The sequence below is a fragment of the Bradyrhizobium japonicum USDA 6 genome (assembly GCF_000284375.1).
In the GTDB taxonomy this organism is placed as follows: Bacteria; Pseudomonadota; Alphaproteobacteria; order Rhizobiales; family Xanthobacteraceae; genus Bradyrhizobium; species Bradyrhizobium japonicum.
This window is the reverse complement of the sequence record NC_017249.1, coordinates 2,998,058-3,012,537: the sequence shown is the minus strand read 5'-3', so window position 1 is coordinate 3,012,537 and position 14,480 is coordinate 2,998,058. Positions and strand designations below refer to the sequence as shown.

The 14,480-nt window shown below is 63.6% G+C and carries 17 protein-coding genes and 1 other RNA gene; 8 read left to right on the top strand and 10 right to left on the bottom strand.

Annotated elements, in window-relative coordinates; genetic code table 11:
• Positions 1–5: 5 nt before the first annotated feature.
• The 5 genes from BJ6T_RS14110 to BJ6T_RS14090 form a co-directional block, all read right to left on the bottom strand.
• Complete coding sequence (locus BJ6T_RS14110) at positions 6–986, bottom strand: tripartite tricarboxylate transporter substrate binding protein BugD (RefSeq protein WP_014493052.1); 981 nt, start codon at positions 984–986, stop codon at positions 6–8.
• Positions 987–1,121: 135 nt separating this feature from the next.
• Positions 1,122–2,636 (bottom strand): tripartite tricarboxylate transporter permease, encoded by a 1,515-nt coding sequence (locus tag BJ6T_RS14105; protein ID WP_014493051.1) that lies wholly within the window; start codon positions 2,634–2,636, stop codon positions 1,122–1,124.
• Between the two features lie 7 nt (positions 2,637–2,643).
• Positions 2,644–3,405, bottom strand: coding sequence for a tripartite tricarboxylate transporter TctB family protein (locus tag BJ6T_RS14100; RefSeq protein ID WP_014493050.1), 762 nt, complete (start codon positions 3,403–3,405; stop codon positions 2,644–2,646).
• A 94-nt stretch (positions 3,406–3,499) separates the two neighbouring features.
• Positions 3,500–4,030 carry a chromate transporter gene (locus BJ6T_RS14095; RefSeq protein WP_014493049.1) on the bottom strand — a complete coding sequence of 177 codons (531 nt, stop codon included), beginning with the start codon at positions 4,028–4,030 and terminating at the stop codon, positions 3,500–3,502.
• On the bottom strand, positions 4,027–4,656 hold the full coding sequence (locus BJ6T_RS14090) for a chromate transporter (RefSeq protein WP_028170667.1): 630 nt from the start codon (positions 4,654–4,656) through the stop codon (positions 4,027–4,029). The genes BJ6T_RS14095 and BJ6T_RS14090 overlap by 4 nt, the downstream gene beginning before the upstream one ends.
• Before the next feature lie 96 nt (positions 4,657–4,752).
• Between BJ6T_RS14090 and ssrA the strand changes: the two genes are divergently transcribed.
• From ssrA to feoB, 7 genes are all read left to right on the top strand, one after another.
• Positions 4,753–5,118, top strand: a transfer-messenger RNA (tmRNA) gene (gene ssrA / locus BJ6T_RS42825).
• Between the two features lie 113 nt (positions 5,119–5,231).
• The gene (locus BJ6T_RS14085; RefSeq protein WP_014493047.1) at positions 5,232–5,750 is read left to right on the top strand and encodes an SspB family protein; all 519 of its coding nucleotides are present in this window, start codon (positions 5,232–5,234) and stop codon (positions 5,748–5,750) included.
• A gap of 89 nt (positions 5,751–5,839) precedes the next feature.
• Positions 5,840–7,288 (top strand): class II fumarate hydratase, encoded by a 1,449-nt coding sequence (gene fumC, locus BJ6T_RS14080; RefSeq protein ID WP_028170666.1) that lies wholly within the window; start codon positions 5,840–5,842, stop codon positions 7,286–7,288.
• A 278-nt stretch (positions 7,289–7,566) separates the two neighbouring features.
• Complete coding sequence (locus BJ6T_RS14075) at positions 7,567–7,755, top strand: DUF4169 family protein (protein WP_014493045.1); 189 nt, start codon at positions 7,567–7,569, stop codon at positions 7,753–7,755.
• Positions 7,752–8,006: a ribbon-helix-helix domain-containing protein gene (locus BJ6T_RS14070; protein WP_014493044.1), complete on the top strand. Its 255-nt coding sequence runs from the start codon at positions 7,752–7,754 to the stop codon at positions 8,004–8,006. Before BJ6T_RS14075 ends, BJ6T_RS14070 begins: the two co-directional genes overlap by 4 nt.
• A 115-nt stretch (positions 8,007–8,121) precedes the next feature.
• Entirely contained in the window at positions 8,122–8,397 is a 276-nt protein-coding gene (locus BJ6T_RS14065; protein ID WP_014493043.1) for a FeoA family protein, read from the top strand.
• 38 nt (positions 8,398–8,435) lie between these two features.
• Positions 8,436–10,307 (top strand): ferrous iron transporter B, encoded by a 1,872-nt coding sequence (gene feoB / locus BJ6T_RS14060; RefSeq protein WP_028170665.1) that lies wholly within the window; start codon positions 8,436–8,438, stop codon positions 10,305–10,307.
• 182 nt (positions 10,308–10,489) lie between these two features.
• Here the strand turns inward: feoB and BJ6T_RS14055 are convergent, their stop codons facing one another.
• From BJ6T_RS14055 to BJ6T_RS14045, 3 genes are all read right to left on the bottom strand, one after another.
• A complete protein-coding gene (locus BJ6T_RS14055) occupies positions 10,490–10,780 on the bottom strand; it encodes a DUF3551 domain-containing protein (RefSeq protein ID WP_014493041.1) in 291 nt (96 codons plus the stop codon).
• A 477-nt stretch (positions 10,781–11,257) separates the two neighbouring features.
• Positions 11,258–12,013 (bottom strand): outer membrane protein, encoded by a 756-nt coding sequence (locus BJ6T_RS14050; RefSeq protein ID WP_014493040.1) that lies wholly within the window; start codon positions 12,011–12,013, stop codon positions 11,258–11,260.
• A gap of 163 nt (positions 12,014–12,176) precedes the next feature.
• Positions 12,177–12,443: a hypothetical protein gene (locus tag BJ6T_RS14045; RefSeq protein WP_014493039.1), complete on the bottom strand. Its 267-nt coding sequence runs from the start codon at positions 12,441–12,443 to the stop codon at positions 12,177–12,179.
• A 211-nt stretch (positions 12,444–12,654) separates the two neighbouring features.
• Between BJ6T_RS14045 and BJ6T_RS14040 the strand changes: the two genes are divergently transcribed.
• Complete coding sequence (locus tag BJ6T_RS14040; RefSeq protein ID WP_014493038.1) at positions 12,655–13,149, top strand: GNAT family N-acetyltransferase; 495 nt, start codon at positions 12,655–12,657, stop codon at positions 13,147–13,149.
• Between the two features lie 41 nt (positions 13,150–13,190).
• Here the strand turns inward: BJ6T_RS14040 and BJ6T_RS14035 are convergent, their stop codons facing one another.
• A complete protein-coding gene (locus tag BJ6T_RS14035; protein ID WP_014493037.1) occupies positions 13,191–13,676 on the bottom strand; it encodes a YkgB family protein in 486 nt (161 codons plus the stop codon).
• 250 nt (positions 13,677–13,926) lie between these two features.
• Positions 13,927–14,298, bottom strand: coding sequence for a cupin domain-containing protein (locus tag BJ6T_RS14030; RefSeq protein WP_014493036.1), 372 nt, complete (start codon positions 14,296–14,298; stop codon positions 13,927–13,929).
• Between the last annotated feature and the right edge of the window lie 182 nt (positions 14,299–14,480).

Below are 14,480 nucleotides of genomic sequence, written 5' to 3'. Positions count from 1 at the left end.
GCTGGTTAAGTTGCCGGCTTGAGCACCGGGGTCCACTTCGCGATCTCGTTCTTGACGAGGGTCGCCAGCGCCTCCGGCGTCCGGTCCTTGGGGCCCGGAATGACGCTGCCGAGCTCGAGCAGGCGCTTCTTCACGGTCTCGTCGTCGAGCGCCTTGATGGCGGCGGCATTCAGGCTCGCGATGATCGCGGGCGAAGTTCCCTTCGGCGCGAACATCGCATTCCAGGCCTGGGCCTGGAATGCAGGCAGGCCGGCCTCCGCCGTGGTCGGCACGTTCGGCAGCGACGGATTGCGCTCGGCCGTCGCGATCGCATAGGCCTTGATGGTGCCCGCATTGATCTGCGGCACCGCGTTGACGATCTGGTCGCACATGTAATCGACCTGTCCGGCCACCAGCGCATTCATCGCGGGGCCCGTGCCGTTGAAGGGCACGCCGACCGGCTTGACGTCGAGGATCGAGTGCAGGAGCTCGCAGGAGACGTGCGAGACCGAGCCGACGCCGGCATGCGCGGCGTTGACCTTCTCGGCATTCGCTTTCACGTAGGCGACGAACTCCTTGAGGTCTTTCGGCGGAAAGTCCTTGCGCGCCAGGATCAGGATCGGCGTGCCCGCGAGCAGCGCGACCGGCTCAAAATCCTTTTCCGGGTGGTAGGCGAGTTTCGGATAGAGCGGCACGGAGGCGGCATGCGTACCCATATGCCCGGTAATGAGCGTATAGCCGTCATTGGCCGCGCGCGCAGCGCGCGTGGTCGCGGTGGTGCCGCCAGCGCCGACCACGTTCTCGATGATGATGCTCTGTCCGAGCGTCTGCGCCATGTGCCCGGTGACGATGCGCGAAATCACGTCGGTCGGTCCGCCGGCCGCGAACGGCACGATCATGGTGATGCTGCGAGTCGGATAGGTCTGCGCCTCCGCCGGTGCGACAAGGCCGCACAATGATGCGAACGCCGCGGCACATGCGCCTGCGAGCGCGCGAATGGAAGTCATCTCGATCCCCTCGGACGTAAAACAAAAATGCCGGCCACAGGGCCGGCATTTTCATTTCACGAAGCGGTCACACAAGTCGATTCGACTTCCGAATGCGGCGTGCGGACGCAGGGCACCGCGACGACGCAGGCGCGGTCAGTTCTCGGATTCGGTGAACACCTCGTCGCGCTTGGCGCGCAGCACGGGCAGGACCGTGAGGATCAGCAGAAACGCCGCGATCGCCAGCAGCACCGCCGACAACGGACGCGTCAGGAACACGCTCCAGTCGCCGCGCGAGATCAGAAGCGCACGACGCAGGTTCTCTTCCATCAGCGGTCCGAGCACCATGCCGAGCAGCAGCGGCGCCGGCTCGAAATCGTGCTTGATCAGCCAGTAGCCGACCAGACCGAAGATGCCAGCGAGGATGACGTCGACCGGTGCGTTGTTCACCGAGTAGATGCCGATCGCGCAGAAGATCACGATCGAGGGGAACATCAGCCGGTAAGGCACGCGCAGCAGCCGCACCCAGATTCCGACGAGCGGCAGGTTGATGATGATCAGCATCAGATTGCCGATCCACATCGAGGCGATCATGCCCCAGACCAGATCCGGCTGCTTCTGCATGACCTGCGGACCCGGCACGATGCCGTGGATGGTCATCGCGCCGACCATCAGCGCCATCACCGCGTTCGGCGGGATGCCGAGCGTCAGCAACGGAATGAACGAGGTCTGCGCTGCAGCGTTGTTGGCGCTTTCCGGTCCCGCCACGCCCTCGATCGCGCCGCGGCCGAACCGCGACGGGTTCTTGGCGAGCTTCTTCTCGAGCGTATAGGCGGCAAACGACGCGATGACCGCGCCGCCGCCCGGCAGAATGCCGAGGATCGAGCCGAGCACGGTGCCGCGCAGGATCGCAGGCGTCGAGTCGGCCAGGTCTTTCCTGGTCGGCATCAGGCCGGTGATCTTCTGCTGCACCAGATCGCGATTCATCTCGGCACCGGCGTCGAGGTTGCGGATGATCTCGGCGAAGCCGAAGACACCCATCGCCACCGTCGCGAAGCCGAGGCCGTCGGCGAGCTCCGGAATGTTGAAGGCCATGCGCGAGGCGCCGGTCTCGATGTCCGAGCCGACCATCGACAGCAGCAGGCCGAACACGATCATCGCGATCGCCTTCAGCACCGAGCCCTTGGCCAGCACCACCGCGAAGATCAGGCCGAGCACCATCAGCGAGAAATACTCGGCCGGGCCGAACGCCAGCGCGAGCTTCGTGAGCGGCGCACCGAGGACGGCGATCAAAACAGTCGCCACGCAGCCGGCGAAGAACGATCCGATCGCGGCGATCGCCAGTGCCGGGCCGGCGCGGCCCTGCTTGGCCATCTGGTGGCCGTCGATGGCGGTGACGACCGATGTCGCCTCACCGGGTATGTTGACCAGGATCGACGTGGTCGAGCCGCCATACTGGGCGCCATAATAGATGCCGGCGAGCATGATCAGCGCGCCGACCGGCGGCAGGCCGAAAGTGATCGGCAGCAGCATCGCGACCGTTGCGATGGTGCCGATGCCCGGCAACACGCCGACCAGCGTGCCCACGAGCGCGCCGATCAGGCACATCAGCAGGTTGATCGGAGAGAACGCGACGGCAAAACCGTGAGCGAGGTTGGCAAAGAGCTCCATTACACCCTCACTGAACCAGGAAACGCGGGAACATCGGCATCGGCAACCCGAGCACGTACGGGAACAGGATTGCGCAGCCGAGCGTCAGGCAGGCGCCGACGATGGCGGCCTCCAGCCAGCGCGTCTCATGCGAGCCCAGCGCTGCAATCATGAAGCTCACGAAGGCCGTGACCACGAGGCCGAGCGGCCGGATCGCCAGCGCGAAAAACAGGATCGCGGCCATCACGAACAGAGGCCCGCGCCAGGAATAATGGGCCATCGCCGGCCCATTGGCCAGAAGGCCGGTCAAGGCGATGCCGGCCGACAAGGCCACCAGCAATCCACCGAACATCCGCGGTGCCGTGCCGGCGCCGAAGGAGAAGCCGCGCATGCCCTGCAGATCGCTCGACGCCCACAGCGCGAACAGGGCGAGCGCCATCAGGATGACGCCGCCGACATAGTCCTGCGCCGACCGGATCGTCATGAACAGCGTGAGGATCGCCACCGCAAACAGCGGATAGGAATAGATCAGCGCCAGCAGCACCTCGGATGACGCCTTCTTGGTGCCGCCGCCGAACGATCCGAATATGGCACTGGGCGCGCCGGCGAGCAGCGCCGTTGCATGGCTGGTTACGACCTGCAGTGGGCCGCGCCCGGCACCCCAGCCGAAGATCGTCCCGATCGACCAGATGAATTCGAAAATCTGCGGCGCTATCGCCAGCAGGCAAAAGCCGAGCGCCACCGAGGTGTTTCGGGTGGCAGTCGCCGAGTGGCCCATCGTGTCGGCCATGCTTGTCTCCTCCGCGACTCCTAAGCCACGAGCACTGTTGTTCTAATCGGCTGGAAAAGGATCCCCCGCCCGGATCACTGCCTAGCGATTTTCATTACACAATGCCAGCAAAACCAAACAGGCCTCCGGCGAGCAGAAGCCAGAGTGGATTGATGCGCGAGACGAATGCGAGCACTGCAACCGCCGCGGTCAGAAGCAGCGCAGCAAAGGTGCGATCGGTCGACTGGGCCAGGATCAGGGCGCTGGCTGCCATCAATCCAATCGACAGCGGAACCAGTGCAGTCTGAATCAAGGTGGGCCAGCGCGATTGGCTGGGCCGGCTCAGCAGACGGCTGACATAATAGGCAAGCAGCGCCGTCGGCAGGCACATCGCCAGCGTTGCCGCCAGCGCGCCGGGGATGCCGGCGACGGCATAGCCGATTAACGTGACGATAAGCACGTTCGGACCTGGCGAGAGTTGCGCGATCGCATAGGCGTCGGCGAACTGCTTCTCGGTCATCCAGTGATGCACGTCGACCGCGATGCGGTGCATCTCCGGCACCGCCGCCGCAGCGCCGCCGACTGCGAACAGCGACATTAGACCAAAGGTGGAGATCAGCGCCCAGATCGGGTTTTCGCTGTTCATGCTGCTACCTTCCGCCGCACCCAATATGTGACGCCGATACTGACGGGAATCGCAACCAGCAGCACCGCCTGGAGCGGCAGGCGAAGCACGCCGATCGCAACGAACACGCCGAGCATGAGAATGAGCACGACGGCGTCCATCCGCTTGAGCAATGGCATCATCATGCGGAAGACCACCGCGATCAGCAGCCCGACCGCCGCACAGGAGATGCCCGCGAGAATCCGGCGCAGCACCTCTACGTCGCCGAACCGGGCGTAGATGATCGCAAGGACGGTCATGATCACCGTCGGCGGCAGCAACAGCCCGGTAAAGGCGGCAACGCCGCCGGCGATGCCGCGCAGCCGCGACCCGAACACCATCGACAGGTTGACGATGTTGGGCCCGGGCAGGAAATGGCAGAGCGCAAAGGTCTCGTTGAACTCGTCCGCCGTCATCCAGCGGTGCTGATCGACGATGGCGTGGCGGGCGAACACCAGAACCCCGCCGAAGCCGGCCAGCGACATCCGGGCGAAGGCCAGGAACAGCGCGACGAGGCCGGGCGGAGGCGCGTGCACGGCTGGATGGTCCGGCTCTTGATCTGGCTCTTGATCCGGCTCTTGGGCGGCCGGTGCTGAATCCGTGGACATGTCAGGAGCTTAGAACGCTGGCCGTCCCAGGGCCAAGATCATACGAGGCCCGCCCGGAACCTATCCAAAGGGAAACCGCGGGATCGCCGCTCGAAACACCTGTCATTTGAAACCTTTGCCCCCTATATTGGGGGTGCCGGTTCGCCGGCTATGGAAATAAACGGTCGTCGCAATAAACCATTCGGACCCGGGGGCGGTACCCGGCGCCTCCACCAAAGCCCACCAGCGGGCGCACCCAGAGCGGGTTTTGGCGGGGGCGAAATAGGATCGACGAGGGCGTAAAGGGCGTGCTTTTTCCCGGTATTGTTCCGCCGTTATCGGGCTACTGCAATAGTTGCCAACGACAACTTTGCTCCGGTTGCTCAGGCTGCGTAACGCAGTTTGAAAGACCATCTTAAAGTCCTAACGGGTTAAGCTCCGTTAGGCGGGGTTCGGAGGCACCTGGCAACAGAAGCCTCCACTTACCTCTTATTTCCTTCCCGGCAGGACTCCTGCTGACCCGTCAGGCGCGGTACTATTGCGGCTTGGCGAGTCGGGCCGGCAGGGCCCAGCTCCTGGAATGCAACAGGACCACCATGGCGACCGATCATATCCGATACGATGTGCTGGCCCGCGACGCGCTGCGCGGCGTGCTGCGGAAGGTGCTGACCGATGCCGCGTCCCATGGACTGCCGGGCGAGCACCATTTCTTCATCACCTTCGTGTCGAAGGCCGAGGGCGTGAAGCTGTCGTCGCGGCTCCTGGCGCAATATCCGGAAGAGATGACGATCATCCTCCAGCACCAGTTCTGGGATCTGACCGTGCTCGAGGACCGTTTCGAGGTCGGCCTGTCCTTCGGCGGAATTCCAGAGCGGCTGATCGTGCCGTTCAGCGCGATCAAGAGCTTCCTCGATCCGTCCGTGAAGTTCGGCCTCCAGTTCGACACCTCCGATGTCGCCGAGGTGTCGCCCGAGACATTGCCGGCCGCTCCCGCGCCGTCGGCCGTCGCGGTGCCCGCGTCTGCCAGTGAGCCGGCGGAAAGCGCCGAGGAGCCAACCGCCCCGAACCAGGGCGGCGCCGAGGTGGTGCGGCTCGATCGTTTCCGCAAGAAATGATCTAGGTTGGACCCGAAACGGTCGCGCCCGGCCAAACTGCCGATATAGAAGAGCACCTGAAGAGGCTGCGCGGCATTCCGCGCCGCAGAATGGATGTGCTCATGGCCAAGACTGCTCGCTCGAAGACTGCTCGCTCGAAGACCGCTCGCCCCGCCAGCCGCACCGAGACCGACAGTTTCGGCCCCATCGAGGTCCCCGCCGATCGCTATTGGGGGGCGCAGACCGAACGCTCGCGCCAGAACTTCCGCATCGGCATCGACCGCATGCCGATCGAACTCGTGCATGCGCTCGGCATCGTCAAGCTCGCCGCCGCACAATCCAACCTCGCGCTCGGCCTGCTCGACCAGCGCCGGGCCAACGCCATCATCCGCGCCGCGCGCGAGGTGATCCAGGGCAAGCTGGACGATCATTTCCCGCTTGTCGTGTGGCAGACCGGCTCGGGCACGCAGAGCAACATGAACCTCAACGAGGTCATCGCCAACCGCGCCAATGAGCTGCTCGGCGGCGAGCTCGGCGCCAAGAAGCCGGTGCATCCCAACGATCACGTCAACATGAGCCAGTCGTCGAACGACTCGTTCCCGACCGCGATGCACATCGCGGCCGCAAGCCGCATCAATGCCGATCTCGTCCCTGCCCTCGGCGAGCTGCTGCGCGCGCTCCGCAAGAAGGAGAAGGAGTTCGCAAAAATCGTCAAGATCGGGCGGACACACACCCAGGACGCCACGCCACTGACGCTCGGCCAGGAATTTTCCGGCTACGCCGCGCAGGTCGAAAGCGGCATCGCCCGCCTCAAGGTCGCGGTGAAGGACCTCTATCCGCTGGCCCAGGGCGGCACCGCCGTCGGCACCGGCCTCAACTCCAAGCCGCGCTTCGCAAGACTGTTCGCAAAGCACGTTACCGGGATTACGAAGCTGCCCTTCACCAGCGCCGCCAACAAATTCGAGGCGCTGGCCTCGAACGACGCCTATGTGCTGGCGCATGGCGCCATCAATTCCGTCGCGACGGGCCTGTTCAAGATCGCCAACGACATCCGCCTGCTCGGATCGGGCCCGCGCTCGGGCCTCGGCGAGCTGATCCTGCCGGAGAACGAGCCGGGCTCCTCGATCATGCCCGGCAAGGTCAACCCGACGCAGTGCGAGGCGATGACGATGGTGTGCTGCCAGGTGTTCGGCAATCACACAGCGATCACAGTCGCCGGCAGCCAGGGCCATTTCGAGCTCAACGTCTACAAGCCCGTGCTCGCCTACAACATGCTGCACTCGATCCGGCTGATGGCGGACGCCGCGCGCTCCTTTACCGAACATTGCGTCAGCGGCATCCGCGCCGACGAAAAGCGCATCAGGGAGCTGATGCAGCGCTCGCTGATGCTGGTGACCGCGCTCGCCCCGAAGATCGGCTACGACAACGCCGCCAAGGTGGCGAAGACCGCGCATGCCAACGGCACCACCCTGAAGGAGGAGGCGCTGCGGCTCGGCTTCGTCTCGGCCGACGAGTTCGACCGGCTGGTGCAGCCGGAGAAAATGACGCGGCCTGGATGAATTCCGAATTCCGATAGTCATCCGTAATGATACGGTGCCCTGGGGCTCATAAATATAAGGCCTAAGGGCCGGGATTTGATTACCGTCAATGTTGTGGCGAGGCGGCGTGCTACGCAGGCCTCTCTGCCCTTTGACGGGGCTAATTCATCGTTTGATGGCCCAAGGGGCCAATTGACGAGGACGAGCGAATGGCGATCAAGTCTCATAGGGCGCAACACGGCACCCAGTTTCTGAATGTTTCATCCAGCCTGAAGAGGAGCGGATGATGGAGACGCGGCATGGGGAACGTCATCAACCTGAATCGTTTCAGGAAGCGCGCCGAGCGGGAAGCCACGGCGAAGCAGGCGGACGTCAACCGGGCGAAGTTCGGCCGCACGAAGGCGGAGCGGTCGGCGGAGGAGAGGCGCGCGGACAAGGCGAGGGCGCATCTGGACCAGCATCAGATCGATCGCGAGGATCAGTCATGAAGTCGCCCGTGGTGAAACGGTCGATCGTGGTTGCCGGCCACAAGACCAGCGTCAGCCTGGAAGAGGCGTTCTGGAACGGCATGAAGGAGATCTCGGGCCTGCGCAACATGACGCTGTCCGAGCTGGTCGGCGAGATCGACGGCAACCGCCAGCAGGGCAATCTGTCCTCGGCGATCCGCCTGTTCGTCCTCGACTACTTCAAGAGCCGTGCCATGGCTGCGATTCAGCCGGAAAAGGTCCCGGCCCAGTAGCCGTTGGGCGTCGTCCAACGGCGCCTCCCGGTTCTGCACTTTAAAATCACTCTAAGGTGCAGTTTCAGCCGACCCGCGCGCTTGACCTCAATGCCCTGCATTGAAAATACAGGGCATGACCGACACCAATGACACGCGTTCGCGGATGCCGCTGGGCCTGGCCCAGCGCGGCTATATCGGCGTCATCCAACACCTTTCCGCAGGGGATGCGGGCTCGGCGCTCTCGGACATCGAGCTCGAGAGCCGGCTGATCGAGCTCGGCTTCGTCGAGGGCGCCCGGGTCGAGGTCCTGCACGAGGGCCTGGTCGGGCGCGATCCGATCGCCGTCCGCGTCGACAACATCACGATCGCGGTCCGCCGTCGTGAAGCCATGGCCATCATTGTCGCCTAGATCGCGACCGGAAATCTGATCCCATGGCCTTTGATCACATGGAAGCCCCTCTGCTGCATCTCGCCCTGGTGGGCACGCCGAACAGCGGCAAGACGTCGCTGTTCAACGCGCTGACCGGCAGCCGACAGAAGGTCGCGAACTATCCGGGCGTCACCGTCGAGCGCAAGGAAGGCTTCTTCGTCACGCCGCTCGGACGCCAGGTCTCGGTGGTCGACCTGCCCGGCACCTACTCGCTGCGCGGCCGCAGCCCGGACGAGGAGATCACCCGCGACTTCGTGCTCGGCAAGGCGTCCGGCGAGACCGTGCCCGACCTCGTGCTGTGCGTGGCCGACTCGACCAATCTGCGCCTGACCATCCGCCTGCTGCTGGAGCTGAAGCGCACCGGCCGGCCGATGATCCTCGTGCTCAACATGTTCGACATCGCGAGCCGGCGCGGCATCACCGTCGACGTGGAGCGGCTCGCCAAGGAGCTCGGCGTGCCCGTGGTCACCTCGATCGCGGTGCGCAAGAGCGGCACGGCCGATCTGTTGGCGCTGACGGACGAGATCTCGGCGAAACTCGCGGCGGAGCCGCAGGAGAACAGCTGGCGCGCGCTCAGCGTCGCCGAGTTGCGCGCCACCCAGCGCGAGGCCGATCGCATCATCGCCGACTGCGTCAGCCTGCCTGCTAGACCCGACACCTGGACCGCGCGGATCGATGCCGTGGTGCTGCATCCGGTCGGCGGCCTGATCGTGCTCGCTCTCATCCTGTTCGTGATGTTCCAGGCGGTGTTCGCCTGGGCACAGCCGCTGATGGACCTGCTCAACAACGGCTTCGATGCGCTCGGCGAGCTCGTGCACGCCACCCTGCCCGCCGGCCTGCTGCAGAGCTTCCTTCAGAACGGCGTGATCTCAGGCGTCGGCAGCGTCATCGTGTTCCTGCCGCAGATCATCATCATCTTCCTGTTCATCCTGTTGCTGGAAGACTTCGGCTACATGGCGCGCGCCGCGTTCCTGATGGACCGCATCATGGGTGGCGCCGGCCTGCACGGCCGCGCCTTCATTCCGCTGCTGTCGAGCTTTGCCTGCGCCATTCCCGGCATCATGGCGACGCGCGTGATCGACAACAAGCGCGACCGGCTGACCACGATCCTGATCGCGCCGCTGATGACCTGCTCGGCGCGCATTCCCGTCTACACGCTCATCATCTCCGCCTTCATTCCGGCCAGGGACGTCTGGGGCTTCATCAACCTCCAGGGCCTCGTAATGTTCGGCCTCTACGCCGCCGGCATCACCAGCGCGCTGTTCGTCTCGTTCCTGATCAAATTCTTCATGCTGCGCGACTATGCGCCGGCGCCGTTCATGCTGGAGCTGCCGGACTACAAGATGCCGCGGCTGAAATCGATCGCGATCGGCGTCTACACGCGGGCGAAAATGTTTCTGTACCGCGCCGGCACCACGATCTTCTCGATGATGGTGCTGATCTGGTTCCTGGCCTCATTCCCGCAGCCGCCCGCGGGCGCCACCGAGCCGGCGATCGACTTCAGCCTCGCTGCGATCATCGGCAAGGCGCTCGAGCCGCTGCTCGCCCCCGTCGGCTTCAACTGGCAGATCGCGGTCGCGCTGATCCCGGGCATGGCGGCGCGCGAGGTCGCGGTCGCAGCGCTCGGCACCGTCTACGCGATCGAAGGCGGCAAGGAAGCGGCCGAGCAGATCGGCCAGGTGCTGGCGACGAAATGGTCGCTCGCCACCGCGCTGTCGATGCTGGCCTGGTACATCTTCGCCCCGCAATGCGCATCCACGCTCGCGGTGATCCGGCGCGAGACCGGAAGCTGGGCCTGGATGGCGGTGACCTTCTTCTACATGCTGGTGCTGGCTTACGCCGCGAGCCTTTTGACCTACAACGTTGCGGTCGCACTCGGCGCGGGATAAGGCCCCCTCAAACCAAAACTGCGAAAACAACCCCATGCACAGTAGACGGGGTTCGTGAAATCAATGGGTTACGCGCGTGCGCGAAAATCGCCCGCGCGACGGGCTGCGCGCGAGTTGCACCGTCGGGCAAAACACTGGCAGAATGGCATCGTCGAAGAATCGTCGGACGAGCGACAACGATCCTAGCGCGGATACCACTGCCCCCGGGGGTCACGCTGCTGCGCGAAGGCGTAGGTCGGATTGACGCCGCAATAGGCATTGATCCCTGAAGCGGTTGCCATGCACTGCTCATAGGTCGCGAATTGGCAATTGCCTGGGTATCCCCAAATCCGCCCCTGCAAGCAGTAGAGATCATATGGACCGCTCGGGGCGACATAGCCTTGGCGATAATGGCGCCCGGCCGCGAGCGAGATCGAGGTCGTCGACACCAGAATTGAGCTAAGCGATACGATTGCGAAAAGCAGTCGGATCATGGCCATCTCCTGATCTCAGCTCTGTCGGCTTCTGCGTGCAAGAATCTCCCGTCGGGCCGCCAACATCAACTCAATTTGGCGTGCATGGTTGCAACCAAAATCAACAAATCAAATGGAGGCGGCGCGAGGCCGCGGTGCCTCATCATTACTGGCAAACATACATGATGCCGTCGTCGCCCTTGACGAGCGTGCCTGGCGTGCAGCCGATACCGTTGCGCGCGGCGTAATCGGATCAGCCACTGTAGCCATAGGTCCAGGGGCCTCCCTAATAATACGCGCGTACCCCCGGTTTCGAACAAGCTCGGCATCATCGGCTTCATCGACAACAACCAGCGTCACGCCGTCCTGCTCGACAGGAAGCAGCTCTCCGCGCTCAACCGCAGCAATTGATGCCGGACATCCGCGCGTTTTCTTTCGCTCCCCATGAAAAAGGCCCCGGTCGATGCCGGGGCCTGAGTTCACCGGGAAGACACAGGCTCAGTAGCGAGCGCCATAACCAGCACCATAACCGCCGAAGCGATAGTTCACGCGAACCGTGACCATGTCGATATCCTGGGTGACTCCGCTGCCCGTGAGGGTGAACCCACCAGGTGTGACCACGCCTGCGAAGCCGGTGTTGTCACGCCCCATCCAGAGATGGTCGTATTCGACACCGACTGTCCAGTTCGGGGTGAAGCCATACTCCCAGCCGACACCCAGGGCACCGCCCCAACGCGTGTGACCTGCCGAGGCGAGGCCGACGCCTGTGACATTGTTGAAGATGTCAAAGCGATTGCGCGTCACTGCGGCGCCGCCCTTCACGTAGAGCAGTGAGGCGTTCCATGCCCAACCGAGCTGAGCGGTGAACAGCCCGATGGCATCGGTCTTGCCCGTGGTCGAGATCAACGGATCGATCAAACTGACGCGCGTGTTCTTGATCTCGGCCCAATCACCCTGGGCTTCCAGGCCGAGCACGAACTGATTGGTCTGCCAGCGATACCCGATCTGTCCGCCGACGAGGCCTCCGGAGCGATCGGCGCAACCACTTGCGACTGCTCCCGCCGGCGTTATCAAATCCACGCAACCGTGGCTCTGCCCCCAGCCTCCGTTGGCGCCGATGTAGAACCCGGTCCAGTTGTAAACCGCCACCACCGGTGCCGGCGGCGGCGCCTTCACGGCCATATCCGCCGCCATGGCCGGAGCCGCCATGCTCAGCGCAGCGAGGCCGATCGCCGCGATCGAAAGCTTTTTCATCGTTTCGTCCCCTTTGCTCAAATCTCGTCCGTCAAAAATGCGAGCCCTATGCAGGCTGGCGTGCATAAACGCTGCGAACAGCCTGAAGTCTATGCGCGAGGGGATTCCTGGCCCGTACCAAAATGGCAACACTCAAACGTCATCGCTATGCACGGGAAAGTGCTTAGTCGCTATCTGAAGTGCCGGGCGCCGCAGCGCTGTCCTGTTCGTCGGCAAGCCACGCGTTGATGCCGGACGACGGGATCAGCCGTTTCGGGAGGTGCGGGTTGATCGTGCCTGCAAAGACGGAAAGTCCCTCATCGCGCTTGGCGCGCGCAAACAGCTTCGCTTCCTGCTCAGTTGCAAAGGTCTTCGTCTCGCGCGGACTTCGTTGTCTCGGCAGAACGCCTCGCCGTTGCACTTCGAAAGTGACGTACCAGGTCGGACTCATTGCGCACCAACATGTCACCAGTCCCTGGAGCCATGTTGTGGTGCGGCCGTCATCCGCCTGTTTGATTCAGATCAAGCAGCGACTTGACCGCTTTTATGCGAACGCTTGACGCGCCGGGCTGCGAACTGAGGCTCGGTTGACCCGTCGGGCAGAACAGGGGCACGATGGCATCATCAAGATCGCGACCAGCTCCAAAGCGACGAACTGCTCCATGGACCATTTCAGCACCGACAGACTGACCGCCGAGAAATTGCACGACGGCCACCTCGCCGATCTCGTCGCGCTGCATCTCGATGCCGAGGTGTCCCGCTATCTCGGCGGCGTGCGCACGCCCGATGTGACGAAGACCTATCTCGCCGTCAACATCGCCCATTGGGACCGGCACGGCTTCGGATTGTGGGTGCTGCGCAAAGACGGATCCTTCGCCGGGCGGGCGGGGATCCGGCATATCCTCGTCGATGGCGTGGACGAGGTCGAGATTGCCTACACGTTCAAGCGCGAATTCTGGGGTCAGGGCCTTGCGAGCGAGATCGCGACGGCGCTGACGGAGATCGGGCTGTCGCAACTCGAGCTGCCGTCCCTCATCGGCCTCGTCTTCGTCGGACACGGCGCATCCCGCCGCGTGCTGGAGAAGTCGAACTACATCCTCGAGAAGGACACGACGCATCACGGCGAAGCCGTCGTGATCTACCGCATCCGACGGTGAGAGGCGTCTCATCGGATCGGTAGAGCTAAGCCGCTTTACGCTCAGCCGGTGCGGAGCCGGACAACCGATTGCGGCAACGAAGCGAGAAACAGAACGATGCAGACACACAGCAGGACGATGTCCTTGAACAAGAACTCACCGGCCAGATTCCACGCCATCGGATCGGTTGAAAGGCTCCATGTGACGACGCCCGGCGTCGTGAAGAAGAACGACCACGTGATCGCGAAGGTCACCACGCCCATGAATGAACCCAGCGCCGACAAGACCGGACTGAAGCTGCCTGCCACGAGCAGCGCCGCAATCACGAATTCGGCGACACCGAGAACGTATGCCTCTCCCCTCAGGCCGAATACCGACAGCCAGGAGATGAACGGGCTGTTGCTGATGAACTGAGCGATACCCTGTGCGGATTGCAGTGTGAATTTCTGCATTCCAAACGATACGAATATGACCACCATGACCCAGCGCAGAATGGCGAGCGGACGATAAGAGCCTCCACCATTCTCCGCGACGTTGAATCCCATCATGCGACGATTTCTCCCGGATTGCGCATCCATCTGTTGGCGAACGAAGCGTCCGCTACGGGCTATTCGGAGGGGAGCGTCGGTCGTTACATGCGCGGCGGGGTTCCACGATCACAGCTGCGTGCAAGGCGCGTGTTCCCGGACGGCAAGCCATAGCTCGCAGGATGGGGAGAGCGCAGCGAAACCCATCACGCCCCAACACGCTTGGAGGAATGATGTGTTTCGCTGCGTTCTACCCATCCTATGGGCTACTTCACGGCTCCAGCGTGTAGGAGCGTCCGGGTTCGAGCACGTAGATGGTCAGGAAACGGAGCGGACGTTCCGGATCGCAATTGCGAAACAGGGTGTGGGGAAGATCCGCCCGGTCCTGCAACGTCTCTCCCGCCCGGTATTGCCGTGGCTCGTCGGTGCCATAGGCGGACTCGGCGACACCTTCGACGATGTAGATCGCGCCCGCGACGGGATGCCGGTGCAGCGGCGCGACGCCGCCCGGCGGATAGGTGACTTCGACGACCATGAGCTCCTGATGATTGCCCGGCAGCGGAAGACGTTCGAGAATCTTGCGCGTGACACCGGCAAACCCTGCTTGCGGGGCGCTTGACTGACGGTCGATATGTTCGTCCATGGGGCACCTGTCTCGCGGAGGATTGAGCCGTCGCCGCCGCGCCAAATCGCGGCGAATGACGATGGGATGCTGAGCGCAAGGCAACAAAATGGCCGATCTCCGGTTTCATTCGGTGCCGCAGATTGCGTCGCGACGAGGCAACATCAGCTCGTAGGATGGACGGAGCGGAGTTCGTAGGCCGT

Bases quoted from the DNA above. Each gene is read 5' to 3' on its own strand.
- BJ6T_RS14110 (WP_014493052.1), bottom strand. From the start codon at position 986: ATGACTTCCATTCGCGCGCTCGCAGGCGCATGTGCCGCGGCGTTCGCA.
- BJ6T_RS14105 (WP_014493051.1), bottom strand. From the start codon at position 2,636: ATGGAGCTCTTTGCCAACCTCGCTCACGGTTTTGCCGTCGCGTTCTCT.
- BJ6T_RS14100 (WP_014493050.1), bottom strand. From the start codon at position 3,405: ATGGCCGACACGATGGGCCACTCGGCGACTGCCACCCGAAACACCTCG.
- BJ6T_RS14095 (WP_014493049.1), bottom strand. From the start codon at position 4,030: ATGAACAGCGAAAACCCGATCTGGGCGCTGATCTCCACCTTTGGTCTA.
- BJ6T_RS14090 (WP_028170667.1), bottom strand. From the start codon at position 4,656: ATGTCCACGGATTCAGCACCGGCCGCCCAAGAGCCGGATCAAGAGCCA.
- BJ6T_RS14085 (WP_014493047.1), top strand. From the start codon at position 5,232: ATGGCGACCGATCATATCCGATACGATGTGCTGGCCCGCGACGCGCTG.
- fumC (WP_028170666.1), top strand. From the start codon at position 5,840: ATGGATGTGCTCATGGCCAAGACTGCTCGCTCGAAGACTGCTCGCTCG.
- BJ6T_RS14075 (WP_014493045.1), top strand. From the start codon at position 7,567: ATGGGGAACGTCATCAACCTGAATCGTTTCAGGAAGCGCGCCGAGCGG.
- BJ6T_RS14070 (WP_014493044.1), top strand. From the start codon at position 7,752: ATGAAGTCGCCCGTGGTGAAACGGTCGATCGTGGTTGCCGGCCACAAG.
- BJ6T_RS14065 (WP_014493043.1), top strand. From the start codon at position 8,122: ATGACCGACACCAATGACACGCGTTCGCGGATGCCGCTGGGCCTGGCC.
- feoB (WP_028170665.1), top strand. From the start codon at position 8,436: ATGGAAGCCCCTCTGCTGCATCTCGCCCTGGTGGGCACGCCGAACAGC.
- BJ6T_RS14055 (WP_014493041.1), bottom strand. From the start codon at position 10,780: ATGATCCGACTGCTTTTCGCAATCGTATCGCTTAGCTCAATTCTGGTG.
- BJ6T_RS14050 (WP_014493040.1), bottom strand. From the start codon at position 12,013: ATGAAAAAGCTTTCGATCGCGGCGATCGGCCTCGCTGCGCTGAGCATG.
- BJ6T_RS14045 (WP_014493039.1), bottom strand. From the start codon at position 12,443: ATGAGTCCGACCTGGTACGTCACTTTCGAAGTGCAACGGCGAGGCGTT.
- BJ6T_RS14040 (WP_014493038.1), top strand. From the start codon at position 12,655: ATGGACCATTTCAGCACCGACAGACTGACCGCCGAGAAATTGCACGAC.
- BJ6T_RS14035 (WP_014493037.1), bottom strand. From the start codon at position 13,676: ATGATGGGATTCAACGTCGCGGAGAATGGTGGAGGCTCTTATCGTCCG.
- BJ6T_RS14030 (WP_014493036.1), bottom strand. From the start codon at position 14,298: ATGGACGAACATATCGACCGTCAGTCAAGCGCCCCGCAAGCAGGGTTT.